The sequence below is a fragment of the Noviherbaspirillum album genome, from assembly GCF_035916955.1.
GTDB lineage: Bacteria > Pseudomonadota > Gammaproteobacteria > Burkholderiales > Burkholderiaceae_D > Noviherbaspirillum > Noviherbaspirillum album.
In genome coordinates this window covers 79,185-91,143 of record NZ_JAWIIV010000009.1, presented here as the reverse complement: position 1 = coordinate 91,143, position 11,959 = coordinate 79,185, and the positions used below count along the sequence as shown (strand labels likewise).

General features: G+C 59.6%; 11 protein-coding genes. 8 read left to right on the top strand and 3 right to left on the bottom strand.

What is annotated here, in order from left to right:
- The first annotated feature begins 342 nt into the window (after positions 1-342).
- From blaOXA to RY831_RS12740, 6 genes are all read left to right on the top strand, one after another.
- Positions 343-1,137 carry a class D beta-lactamase gene (blaOXA, locus tag RY831_RS12765; RefSeq protein ID WP_326506734.1) on the top strand — a complete coding sequence of 265 codons (795 nt, stop codon included), beginning with the start codon at positions 343-345 and terminating at the stop codon, positions 1,135-1,137.
- Positions 1,138-1,190: 53 nt separating this feature from the next.
- Positions 1,191-1,481, top strand: coding sequence for a TraX family protein (locus tag RY831_RS12760; protein ID WP_437126265.1), 291 nt, complete (start codon positions 1,191-1,193; stop codon positions 1,479-1,481).
- Between the two features lie 522 nt (positions 1,482-2,003).
- Positions 2,004-2,231, top strand: a complete 228-nt coding sequence (locus RY831_RS12755; protein WP_326506732.1) for a hypothetical protein — start codon at positions 2,004-2,006, stop codon at positions 2,229-2,231.
- 86 nt (positions 2,232-2,317) lie between these two features.
- Complete coding sequence (locus tag RY831_RS12750; RefSeq protein WP_326506731.1) at positions 2,318-2,557, top strand: hypothetical protein; 240 nt, start codon at positions 2,318-2,320, stop codon at positions 2,555-2,557.
- A 334-nt stretch (positions 2,558-2,891) separates the two neighbouring features.
- Positions 2,892-4,340: a hypothetical protein gene (locus tag RY831_RS12745; protein WP_326506730.1), complete on the top strand. Its 1,449-nt coding sequence runs from the start codon at positions 2,892-2,894 to the stop codon at positions 4,338-4,340.
- A gap of 3 nt (positions 4,341-4,343) precedes the next feature.
- Positions 4,344-4,790, top strand: a complete 447-nt coding sequence (locus RY831_RS12740; RefSeq protein ID WP_326506729.1) for a helix-turn-helix transcriptional regulator — start codon at positions 4,344-4,346, stop codon at positions 4,788-4,790.
- A 44-nt stretch (positions 4,791-4,834) separates the two neighbouring features.
- Here the strand turns inward: RY831_RS12740 and RY831_RS12735 are convergent, their stop codons facing one another.
- From RY831_RS12735 to paoA, 3 genes are read right to left on the bottom strand one after another with little or no spacing between them, the layout of a single operon-like run.
- Positions 4,835-7,114: a molybdopterin cofactor-binding domain-containing protein gene (locus RY831_RS12735; RefSeq protein WP_326506728.1), complete on the bottom strand. Its 2,280-nt coding sequence runs from the start codon at positions 7,112-7,114 to the stop codon at positions 4,835-4,837.
- Positions 7,115-7,124: 10 nt separating this feature from the next.
- The gene (locus RY831_RS12730; RefSeq protein ID WP_326506727.1) at positions 7,125-8,069 is read right to left on the bottom strand and encodes an FAD binding domain-containing protein; all 945 of its coding nucleotides are present in this window, start codon (positions 8,067-8,069) and stop codon (positions 7,125-7,127) included.
- Positions 8,066-8,722, bottom strand: a complete 657-nt coding sequence (paoA, locus tag RY831_RS12725; RefSeq protein WP_326506726.1) for an aldehyde dehydrogenase iron-sulfur subunit PaoA — start codon at positions 8,720-8,722, stop codon at positions 8,066-8,068. Before paoA ends, RY831_RS12730 begins: the two co-directional genes overlap by 4 nt.
- Before the next feature lie 412 nt (positions 8,723-9,134).
- Here paoA and RY831_RS12720 point away from each other — a divergent pair, with 412 nt between their 5' ends.
- Positions 9,135-9,536 (top strand): c-type cytochrome, encoded by a 402-nt coding sequence (locus tag RY831_RS12720; RefSeq protein ID WP_326506725.1) that lies wholly within the window; start codon positions 9,135-9,137, stop codon positions 9,534-9,536.
- 605 nt (positions 9,537-10,141) lie between these two features.
- Positions 10,142-11,842: a SulP family inorganic anion transporter gene (locus tag RY831_RS12715; RefSeq protein WP_326506724.1), complete on the top strand. Its 1,701-nt coding sequence runs from the start codon at positions 10,142-10,144 to the stop codon at positions 11,840-11,842.
- Positions 11,843-11,959 lie beyond the last annotated feature (117 nt).

The window sequence follows — 11,959 nt, the reverse complement described above, 5'->3', positions numbered from 1 at the left end:
GCCCCATGCAAATAAGTGAAGTGTCAATCCTGCCTGGCAGATTGTAGCCCTTGTTGGGCAATTAAACTGAAATCACCAAGGCTTGGTTTCCTTTTTGTGCTGAATGGCAATTGAACGGAGTGACCGACTGTCTTTGCCAAGCTTTCCCGGTGCTGCCGGCTTCCCGGCTGCATGCCCAAGACGCCGTGCTTGGTCATTCGGGATTTTCTTCATTCCGAGGTGCAGGAAAATCCACACTGATGGGACAGAGGTTACACCGGTTGCTGCCGTTAAGCGCCGAGCGATTGTCTGACTGCGTGCGCGAATCTAGCATGCATGCTCCTTTTCAACGATGGAGCTTCCATGTTCAAACTGATCTTTCGCACCCTGGCTGCCGCCATGTTTTTCGCCGGCGCTTCCGTCTTTGCAACCGAAACCGTCGAGCGCGCCGAACTCGCGAATCATTTCAGCGCCGCCGGCGTGTCCGGCACTTTCGCGCTGTACGACATTGCCGCCGATCGGATTTCGGTGCATGACAGGAAGCGCGCCAATCAGCGCTTCGCGCCGCAATCCACGTTCAAGATCTTCAATGCGATGATAGGCATGGACACAGGCGCCGTGCAAGACGAACTGGAGGTTCTACCCTATGGCGGCAAACCGCAACTCATCAAGGAATGGGAGCGCGACATGAACCTGCGCGATGGCATTCGCATATCGAATGTCCCGGTATATCAGGAACTGGCGCGGCGTATCGGTGCGCGGCGCATGCAGCACTATATCGATCTGGTCGGTTATGGCAATCGCAAACTCGGCACGGTGATCGACCGGTTCTGGCTCGATGGGCCGCTGGAGATTTCCGCAATCGAACAGGCGCGCCTGATGGCTAGACTGGCGCAGCGCCAGCTGCCGTTCAGCGAACGCAGCATGCTCACGATGCGCAGCATGATTCAGCAGGAAGGTACGCAGGGCTACACCATGTTTGCAAAAACAGGCTGGGGCTTCCACTCGGCGACGGCGCAGATCGGGTGGCTGGTGGGCTGGATCGAGAAGGAGGGCAAGCCCTATGCATTTGCATTGAACATTGACATTCTCGACAATGCCGATGCGGCAAAAAGGCATGCCCTGGTGCGGGATTGCTTGAAGACGCTGCTGTTTTAGTATGCGAACGCCCCGGGCAAGGCTCGGGGCAGTGCCTCATCAGTCAAGCACTTATGCCCTCGTCCGGATCGGTAAGACAATTCAGGGTTCTGGCCGCTTGGACATACTTCAGATGGCCTTCGATGATTGCCGCGGCTTTCGCCGTGGTGTCCTGCGGGGCGCCGTGGGTCATCAACGCGAATTGGTCGACCTTGATGGCCTTTCCGCTGCTTCTGGTGGCCTCCTGTCTCGATCTGCGTGTGCCGCGCCTTCGTCGGACTTTCTACGCCTATTACCCCTTGCATCTAGCCGCGCTTTGGTTGATTCGCATCCCCATGAGCAATGCTGGATACCTGTTTTTCTGATTCTTGAGATACAAATATTTTAATTACTGGAACTCTTTGAGCTCGGTAGTTACTCATCGAGCTTACATATTTGCTGCCGCCTGCCACGGACTACTGGGGCGGTAGCGCATTTTCTTTAGCGAGGAGAGTCAATGTGGTCCCGCATTTTTAATTCAAAATGTAATCCCTGTGCGGAATGGTCTTCCCGGCGGCCAAATGAGCCGGATCAACCCATAGAAATGGACCGCTGATCCAACCAACACGGCGGATACGGGATCACGGCCGGAGTCTCGACGGACTTCATCAGTCTCAAGCGTATTACCTCGACCAGCTTCCGCCTATACAGCAGGACAAAGGGAAGCTGATTCAGTCAATACGGCGGTTACAGGGTCACGGCCTGAGTCTCGACGCACCTCCTCGTTTCTCACTGTAAAAAGCCGGCTCAGTGAAAAGCAAGATTCAACCTCCTCCCAACACCCGCCAACTTACACGGCCCCTGTTGAAGAAATCACTATCGAATAAGCAAAGGCTACAGTTGAAGCTATGCTCGACAATTTGGACGGCTGGCGAGATTATCCAGTTAATTATTTTTTGCATAGAAAAGCACCGGTCCCGGATGAAGAGCAGCGGGCATGGCATAACCGAGTGGACTCGACCCAGATCATGCTGGAAGATATGAAAAGCGCGAATGTCAATCAACTGGCGGGCAGAAAATTCTTTGCATACATCAGCATCCGATTACCAAGGAAAAACACCCTGCAGGCTTGTTGATTGTAAACACCTCAGCAAAAGACGGCATACCTTGCATCGATGATCTAGTCACTCATCCAGGCTCACGAAAGGCGGGAGGGGCCTTGATGGAAAGGGCGGTACAGGCTTCTGATCAGGCAGGAAAAGGTGGCAAAGTTTCCTTATACGCTCTCGACGATGCTGTAGAAGCCGTGTATGCAGCTTGGGGCTTTACTAGAACAGGTGATACAGGAAGCATGGAGCTTGACCCAGAGAGGAGCGACAAATGGGTCAAGCACGACAACGAGTGGTATTTAGCGAGTCGTCTTAATGAAAAACTTGGAACGGCAAGCAGCGCTCAGGGATGAGCGTTAAATGGCAGCCTAGAGCTTTTTCGCCCTGACCGGCCTAGTCGAGGCCGAGGCCGAGGCAGAGTGCCGCTGGAACAGGGCGTGACGACGCGACATGGCCAAGCCATGGCAAGGAGTCACAACGCAGTGCCGGCGGCATCCTGTCCGGGATCGGCAGGCAGGTCAGGGTGAAAACGCTCCAATGACCAACGCCTGGCATGCGGCGAAGGCAGCTTTTCATTTTCGGATGGCAAGGATGGAACCAAGGCAGAGTGATTGCTACTTAGTAAGCCCTTCTGCTTGCAGGAAAAGCAGAACTCTATTACGGCAATCACTTTGGAAAGGAAAGCGGATGAGCAATATCCGACCAATTAGTAACCCGACAGGCATGCCTTATACGGATTTTTCCACCTCCCAGCCTGCTTGCGTGGCTGCGAATCTTCCCGTTTCTGCCGCCCAGAGCGGACGCCCCCTGTCCTTGGCCGTTCTCGTGTCCCCGGGCACCCCAAACAGGCATCTCATTTCCCCACCGCCAGCACCGGCATCGCCGCCCGGCAGCGTGCACAGGGCGGCCATGCTGCGTAGCGAGTATCAACAAGCGCAATCCGGGTCTTTATTGCAACCGGTCTCCTTCCACAAAGGAAAAGGCCGTGCCAAAACCCCCGATGCGCCGTCACGAAGCCCGTCTCCTGTAACAGGCCAGAAGCACGCACGATCGTCCGCAAGCCCGGAAACGGGTGCTTCGACGGGGAAGCGGATCAACACCGGAGCCTCCGCCTTGCTTGAACAGGGCACATCGGCACATGGCGCGGCCGCCAGTGAGCAAGCACATTATTACAAGCAGATCAAACCCAGGCCAGAAGTCGCAGAGATGCTGGCTCAAGGGAAACCGCTACCGGATATTATGGAAAGCCAGGGTAAAAACCTGGATTTTGGACAAAAAAGTACTCTCATTTATTTCTCCAACTTCTTGGAGAATAAAGGCACGACATGTGCAGAGACGTTTGCAAATTTTTATCATTCCACTCCCTGGATACATGAGTACCACGCTGCAAATACAGATGACGCAGCTGCAATGGCCATCCTGAGAAAATTGCGTTCCGTCGTGTTTGATCTTCCTTCCCAAGCAAAGTTGGCAGAACTTGCGTCCAGGAATGGATCGATTTTCGCTCAGATGCCAGGTTCCAAGAAGAAGCTGCTTGAAGACGCGGCGGGCAGACTGGATGAACTAATTACGAAATTGCCGCTTACTGAGTCCCTCTATCAGGGGCCCGGGGCTCAGCAACGATTCATTGCAATGAAGCATGACATCAGCGCAAGGCTGGTCAATCAAGAATGGATGAAAGATCCTCATTTGCTCGAACTAATGAACATCTTGCGCAGAGATCTTTATCCATTGCCTTCGGATGATGTCCTTGTGGCAGCGGCGGAAACCTCGATCAATCATCTTTCATCGAGTGGCAAGCGTGACTACGGCGTTATTCGCAGGACGGCACCCCTGTTGTCTGAAATTGCAGACCTCAAAAACATCCCGAACAACGATTTGATTGATGTGCTCACAAACTGGAAGGAGATTAAACAAAGGATAGATATCTTGGCGGGAAAGCATGTCAGAACCTACAGGAATACACCAGCTGTCGACCCGAACCAGAGGAGAATTTTCACAACTATCTCTCAGTCCTTGGATGAACTTGAATTCCATAAGGGCAATAATACAATCATGGTGCCTCTTGCCAATGCCCTAAAGGCAGCTGGTAACCAAGCTCCAGGCAACGTCTCCGCATCAGGCCAGACTGCCTGAACGGTGCTCAGCCTGGGCATCCGAGGCTTCTCAGGTTCACGTCATGTGACTCAACCCGAAAACTGCCTTCGAGCAGGCAGTTTTCTTCCCCTTGCCGTTCGTACCCGCCCCATCGTGAAGTCAAGATTTGTCTACGGTACCGGGGGTAGTCCAACCGTCGATTCCCTTGCAAGGCTGGCCGGCATGTCCCGCTCCACATTCTGCGCCGGTTTCACGTCGCTGCTGGGAGTAACGCCGCTGCGCTACCTGGCGCAATGGCGCATGCAGTTGGCCAGCGCCTGGCTGATTCACGATGGCATGACCGTGTCGAGAGCGGCACAGCGGCTCGGATATGAATCGGAAGCCGCGTTCAGCCGTGCATTCAAGCGCGTCACGAGCGTGACGCCAGGCCGCCTGTGGCAGATCCAAGCCTGTTCACGGGAAGGTGCGATATACATAGCCGTCCTTTAATGGTTTGACGGCGCAGCATAGGATCGATCCTGCCCGAACCGCATTCAGACCGGCGGCGGCATGTTTGCGATCAGCTTGTCGAGCGTGATCGGATAGTCGCGCACCCTTACCCCGGTGGCGTTGTAGACCGCATTCGCCACCGCCGCCGCGATGCCGCAGATGCCGAGTTCTCCAACGCCTTTCGCCTTCATCGGCGATGAAATCGGATCGGTCTCGTCGAGGAAGATCACCTCCTGGTGCGGTATGTCGGCATGTACCGGAACTTCGTAGCCGGCAAGGTCGTGATTGACGAAGAAGCCAGACCGGGTATCCACCGCCAGTTCCTCCATCAGTGCGGCGCCTACGCCCATGGTCATCGCGCCGAGCACCTGGCTGCGCGCCGTCTTTGGGTTGAGTATGCGTCCTGCGGCGCAGACCGCGAGCATGCGTCTCACGCGCGTCTCTCCGGTCACGGCATCGACGCCCACTTCAACGAAATGCGCACCGAAGGTGGCCTGCTGGTATTGCTCGCTGAGCTTGTCGAAGTCGATGGCATCCTCCGCGACGAGGCCGCGGCTGCCGGCAAGTTCGGCCAGTGCAATGCTGCGCGAGCCGGAACGAACGTGACCGTCGGAGAACACCGCGTCGCCGGGGCCGAGTCCTGCCTTCTGCGCGATGGCCTCGCGCAGCTTCATGCAGGCGGCGTAGACACCGGAGGTGGAGCTGTTGCCGCCCCACTGGCCGCCCGAGCCGCATGACACCGGAAAGCTGGAGTCGCCCAGACGCACCCTTACCTTGTTCAATGGCACGCCCAGCATTTCGGCCGCCGTCTGCGCAATGATGGTATAGCTGCCGGTGCCGATGTCCGTCATGTCGGTTTCGACGGTGACGGCTCCCTGGCCGTCCAGACGCACCCTTGCCGCCGACTTGGTGACGAGATTGTCGCGGTAGGCCGAAGCCACTCCCATTCCCACCAGCCATTGTCCGTCGCGCGTCTGCCCCGGTTTCGGATTGCGCTTGTCCCAGCCGAAGCGCTCGGCTCCGGTCTGGAAACACTGCACCAGCTGCCGCTTCGAAAACGGCGGATTCGGATTTGGCCTTTCCGTCTCCTTTTCCTTCTGTTCGGGCTTTTTCGATTGGGGATCGCTTGACCCCGGCTTGGCCGGGAAGTCGGGAACCACTTGCGTATCATTAAGGATGCGGAATTCGATGGGGTCCATTGCCAGCTTCTCGGCCATTTCGTCCATCGCGATTTCGAGCACCGCGAGCCCGGGCGCTTCATTGGGCGCCCGCATCGCATTCGCTTCCGGCAGGTCGAGCACGGCAAGCCGGTTCGACGTAATGCGGTTGGCGCCTGCATACAGTGCGCGTGTCTGTACCGCGCCTGCTTCGAGTCCGCCGCCCGGCAGGTTGCCCGACCAACTTTCATGGCCGATGGCGGTGATCTTGCCGTCGCGGCTGGCGCCGATGCGCACGCGCTGGAGAGTCGCCGAGCGGTGCACCGTGTTGTTCGGTATCAGTGCGCGCTGCAATGCCACCTTGACGGGGCGCCGCGCCGCCCGTGCCCCGAGCGCCGCCATCAGCGCGTCTGAGCGCAGGAAGAGTTTCGCGCCGAAGCCGCCGCCGATGTAGGGCGACAGCACGCGGATCTTTTCTTTGGATATCCCCAGCGTCTTTGCCATGTCGCTTACCGCCCAGGCGATCATCTGGCTGGAAGTCCACAGGGTCAGCCGGCCGCCGTCCCATGCGGCGACGGATGCATGCGGCTCCAGCATGGAATGGGATTCGTGCGCGGTCGAATACATCGCATCCAGCTGGACCTGCGCCGATGCGAAGGCGCCCGCAAAGTTGCCGACCGAGGTTTCGCCGGCGCTATTGAAGACATCCGCCGGCTTCGCTTTGTCCTTCATTGCGACCAGATCGTAGGCGCCCTTTGCCCGCACGTAGTCGACGCGTATGAGCTGAGCCGCCGCGCGCGCCTGCTCGAAGGTCTCGGCGACCACCACGGCAATGGCCTGATGATAGTGCTGGATCTCGGGTCCCCCCAGCAGGCGGGCGGTATTGAAATCGCCCTTGGCAAGTTTCCCGGCATTCTGGGCGTTGACGATGGCAATGACCCCCGGCGCCGCTTTTGCGGCGGACAGATCCATGGAAGCGATGCGGCCTTTCGCGATGGCCGAACCCAGCACATAGCCGTAGGCCTGATTCTGCACGACGTCGTAGCGGTCGTAGGCATAGGGCGCCGTTCCGGTCGTCTTGAGCGGACCGTCGATGCGGTCGACAGGCTGGCCGACGACCTTGAGCTGGTCGATCGGATTGTTTCCGGCAGGTGTATCGAATTTCATGGCTCAAACCCTATGCTTTGTTAAGAATGGACGCGAGCGTGCGCTCTGCGAGAGGAAGCTTGAACGCATTGTCGTGCGTCGTGCGTGCATCGGCGAGCAGTCGGCTTGTGACAGCCCTTGCACCGCCGGGCATTTCGCGTTCCGCCGCTTCCACGCGCCAGGGCTTGTGCGCGACGCCTCCCAGCGCGATCCGGCCGGTACCGTCCTGCTGGACGATGGCGGCCACGGACACGAGCGCAAATGCATAGGAAGCGCGGTCCCGCACCTTGCGGTACACCTGCGTGCCGCCCGCGGGCCGGGGCAGGGTGACGGCGGTGATCAGTTCGCCCGGCTCGAGCGTATTTTCAATGTGCGGCGTCTTGCCGGGCAGGCGGTGAAAGTCGGCAATCGGAATAACGCGCTCGGATCCGTCGGCGCGCACCGTCTCGACGCGGGCGTCGAGCACGCGCATCGCCACCGCCATGTCGCTCGGGTGGGTGGCAATGCAGGCGTCGCTGGTGCCGACGATGGCGTGATGCCGGCTGTATCCGCCGATTGCTCCGCAACCGGTGCCCGGCTGGCGCTTGTTGCAGGGCTGGTTGGTGTCATAGAAGTAAGGGCAGCGGGTACGCTGGAGCAGGTTGCCGGCGGTCGTGGCCTGGTTGCGCAACTGGCCCGATGCGCCGGCCAGCAGCGCGCGCGACAGCACGGCATAGTCGCGCCGCACACGCTCGTGCGCGGCGAGGTCGGTATTGCGCACCAGCGCACCGATGCGCAGTCCGCCGTCCGCGGTCTGCTCGATTTTGTCGAGGCCGAGTTCGTTCACATCGATCAGGTGCGATGGCGTCTCGATCTGAAGCTTCATCAGGTCGAGCAGGTTGGTGCCGCCTGCGATGAATCGCGCGCCCTTGATGCGCGCCGCTGCCGCTGCCGCCTCGGCGGGCGATGCCGCCCTCTCATAGGTAAAAGGCTTCATGCTTTCACTCCCGCGACTTCGGCAATCGCTTCCTGGATATTGGAATAGGCGCCGCACCGGCAGATGTTGCCGCTCATCCGTTCACGGAACTCCTCGGGCGTTGCCGCCGGCTTCTGGGTCAGATCGGTACTGACATGACTCGGAATGCCGGCCTTCACCTCATCGAGCATGGCAACCGCGGAGCAGATCTGGCCAGGCGTGCAGAAGCCGCACTGGTATCCATCGTGCTTGATGAAGGCCGCCTGCATGGGATGCAGGTTGGCCGGCGTGCCCAGGCCTTCGATGGTCGTGATGTCATGTCCTTCCTGCATCACGGCCAGCGTCAGGCAGGAAGTGATGCGGCGTCCATCGACAATCACGGTGCAGGCGCCGCACTGTCCCTGGTCGCATCCCTTCTTGCTGCCGGTCAGATGCAGGCGTTCGCGCAGTGCATCGAGAAGCGTGGTGCGCGGATCGATCATCAGCTGGTGTTCGGTGCCATTGACGCGCAGCAGTACGCTCATGGTCGCGGGAGTGCCGGCTTGCGGCTGTGCCGGCTGTGCCAAGGGCGCGGCTTCCGCTTCAGGAGCCAAGCGCCCCACGATCGCGGCGCCGCTGGTTGCCACAGCTGTTGCCTTGAGTAACTTCCGCCGTGACGGATTGAATTCGGTCATTTATTGCTCCTGTAATCTCGGGGAGAACTGGCCCTGTAATGCGCCGTGATTCACACCGTACCGCACCGGCGGCGTGCCGCCTTAGCCATCGTCACAGGATCGATGTTTACCGGTTGCCGCTTTATTGCACCATCGAATCGGTCGAGGCCCGGATGCCGGACCGGCGCTTCGTATCGAATCCGCGAACACCGGCACGCGGAGACAAAACGGTAACCCCGAATGCAGCCGAAAGTCGGCCGGGAATTGCCAGAGCCTATGAATGACACTCATGAATGATTCGCTATCGAGAAGCGGCTGACATGACGGACGTCTTTCGCTCCCAAAAGCCTGTAGCACTTGTCGCCTTGCTTATGGGAACAAATTTTCCCGCTGCTAAAATGAACCGGTCCTTCCACGTCCTTGTACGTCGTCCATGAAACTGCCTGAATATAGACCGGTTACCGTCCTTGCGCTGGCAATCGCAGCGGCCGCGTGGAGTGTCCATCCCACGCATGCGGCCGAGGTGATTGCCGACGCCGAAGCCGGCCGTCGCGCTTTTGCCAAATGCGCATCCTGTCACCAACTCGGTCCCTCCGCGCGCGGCACATTCGGTCCGCACCTCAACGGCATCATTGGTCGCAAGGCCGGCGCGACAACGGATTACAAGTACTCCGATGCCATGAAAAATAGCGGCATCGTCTGGACCGAGGACAGGCTTGCCGCCTTCCTGAAATCTCCAGATGACGTTGTGCCGGGAAACAAGATGCGCTTCTTCGGAATACGAAGTGATCAGCAGATCGCGGACCTGATTGCCTATCTGCAGCAATACCGTTGATGGCCGGACCGGCATCTCGGCCGGCATCATGCACACTTTCTGAGAGAGAGGAGCCAGCCGCCAGAGGCAGAAATGGCAGTCGGATAAAGACTTCCACCGCAAGGCGCGGCACTATGCCTCCGCCGCTGCTGGATCGCGCACAGCGGAAGCCCGGGACAAAACACCGGGTCCACCGGGTCACGACTCCCGCTACACCTCGGCGATGCATTCCTGCATTCTGCCGTCCAACGCCGAGTAAGCGAACTAACCGCGGGCCGTTGGCCGCTTATCCGGCGGCCCACAGGCCCGAGCCTGCGGGCCGTTTGTTTTGCAGACCCTGGGGCAGGGCGGCAGGCTATCCCGCCGGGCGAACAACGCTCACGCAGGCTTGCAGGCGATACGCATCCATTCGCATTCGTTACGCATTCGGCACGCATTCGGCGCGGCATATATTCCTCCCGTTGAGGAATTCCACATGCGAGCGCCGGCATTGTCAGCCTTGGCGCACGCAAACGTACGCTGATGCACGCGCTCGCCTTTCAATACAATGCAGCGGAACCGCATTTAACCGCCGACCCCAATCTCTGGCATCATGAGACGGTTACCCGCGTTCCCCTTAACATTCGATGCGATTCCGATTACTGCGCTGGCTGCCCTTCCTGCGCTGGCCACGCCCGAGTACCGTTACCCTTGCGCGCGACGCATGGGCCGGACTAAGCGTAGGCCTCATCCTTATTCCCCAGGCCATCGCCTATGCAACGCTTGCGGGCATGCCGCCCGAGACGGGCTTGTATGCAGCGCTGCTTCCAGCCGTCATCGGGGCGCTGTGGGGTTCGAGCCAGCTGCTTGCGGTTGGACCGGTGGCGCTGACCAGCCTTCTGGTATTCGGATCGCTGTCGCCGATGGCGGCGCCGGGAAGCGGGCAATGGGTAGCGCTGGCGGTCTGGCTCGCGGTCTATTCAGGACTTTTCCAGTTCCTGCTGGGCGCGTTCCGGCTGGGCAGGGTGGCCGACCTGGTATCGCAGCCCGTCATTCATGGTTTCATCAATGCCGCCGCGCTTATCATCATCGTGTCGCAGTTGCCCGACCTGTTCGGGCTGCGTGGCATGCCGTCCGGACAGTGGCGCTCGCTGGCCAGTGGAAGCGTGGAACTGCCGGCGGGCGCCCTGATCTCTTCGCTGTTCGGCATCGCGGCGGTCCTGCTTCTGGTGCTGTTCAAGCGCCTTCTGCCGCGTTTTCCCGGAATCCTGGCGGTCAGCGCGCTGGCGATCGCGGCAGCGTGGCAACTGGATTACCAGGCCCTTGGAGGCGCCGTGATCGGACATCTGCCAGCCGGATTGCCGGCACTTGCGCTGCCGCCGGCAATCTCCTTCGAACAGCATCGGGCGCTATGGCCGGCGGCTTTCGTACTGGCACTGGTCAGCTTTACCGAAGCCATGTCGAGCTGCCGGACGCTGGCGCGCCGCCAGCAGACACCCTGGGATGAAAACCAGGAACTGATCGGCCAGGGGTTGGCGAAGATCGCCAGCGGCATCAGCGGCTCGTTTCCGGTCAGCGGGTCCTTCTCGCGTTCGGCGCTGAACCTGTATGCCGGCGCGGCCAGCGCGTGGTCGACGCTGTTCTCCACCGCCTGCGTATTGTTCGCGCTGCTGTTCCTGCTCGATATCGTGTACTACCTGCCGCGTTCCGTGCTGGCGGCAATGATCATCGTGCCGACATTCTCGTTGCTCGATCTCGGCGTATTCAAGCGCCTGCTGGCAATGTCGCGCGATGATGCGATGGTGGCGGCCGTCACGTTCGCGGTCACTCTCTTTTCGATGCCTTACCTTCACTGGGGCGTATTCGCGGGCATCGGACTGGCGATGACGTCCTTCCTGTATCGCCGTTCGCATCCGCGCATTATCGAGGTCAGCCTGCATCAGGACGGCACGCTGCGCGACCGGCAGCGTTTCGGGCTGGCGCCGATCGCGGACGATGTACTGGCGGTGCGCATGGATTCGGCACTCAATTTTCTGACAGCGGGTCCGCTCGACCGCTTTGTATCGTCGGCTTGTACGCAGGCCCCATCGATCAGGCGGGTATTACTGTGTGCAAGCGGCATCAACGACATCGATGCCTCCGGAATCGAAGCGCTAGAAGCGATGCGCATCACGCTGGAAGCCAAGGGCGTCGTGCTTTACATGAGTGCGGTAAAGAAGCAGGTGTCGGACGTGTTGGAACGCGCGGGCCTGCTTGAACGCATCGGTCCCGACTGCATCTTCGTCACCGACGCGGCCGCGGTAGGAGCCTTGCGCAGCGCCGCGATAAGGCAAGGCGATACCAGATAGGCTCATCCCGCAACTGCATGCCGAAGTCCTGTTTCTTCGCTTCGATGCCGCGATGTGTCGTTTCCCTTCGCGCCGAAGTCCTGCCGCACCGACAACGGCGCGTTCGCAGACGGCCTG

Coding starts and splice junctions, on each gene's coding strand:
- blaOXA (WP_326506734.1), top strand. CDS start 343: ATGTTCAAACTGATCTTTCGCACCCTGGCTGCCGCCATGTTTTTCGCC.
- RY831_RS12760 (WP_437126265.1), top strand. CDS start 1,191: ATGCCCTCGTCCGGATCGGTAAGACAATTCAGGGTTCTGGCCGCTTGG.
- RY831_RS12755 (WP_326506732.1), top strand. CDS start 2,004: ATGCTCGACAATTTGGACGGCTGGCGAGATTATCCAGTTAATTATTTT.
- RY831_RS12750 (WP_326506731.1), top strand. CDS start 2,318: ATGGAAAGGGCGGTACAGGCTTCTGATCAGGCAGGAAAAGGTGGCAAA.
- RY831_RS12745 (WP_326506730.1), top strand. CDS start 2,892: ATGAGCAATATCCGACCAATTAGTAACCCGACAGGCATGCCTTATACG.
- RY831_RS12735 (WP_326506728.1), bottom strand. CDS start 7,114: ATGAAATTCGATACACCTGCCGGAAACAATCCGATCGACCAGCTCAAG.
- RY831_RS12730 (WP_326506727.1), bottom strand. CDS start 8,069: ATGAAGCCTTTTACCTATGAGAGGGCGGCATCGCCCGCCGAGGCGGCA.
- paoA (WP_326506726.1), bottom strand. CDS start 8,722: ATGACCGAATTCAATCCGTCACGGCGGAAGTTACTCAAGGCAACAGCT.
- RY831_RS12720 (WP_326506725.1), top strand. CDS start 9,135: ATGAAACTGCCTGAATATAGACCGGTTACCGTCCTTGCGCTGGCAATC.
- RY831_RS12715 (WP_326506724.1), top strand. CDS start 10,142: ATGCGATTCCGATTACTGCGCTGGCTGCCCTTCCTGCGCTGGCCACGC.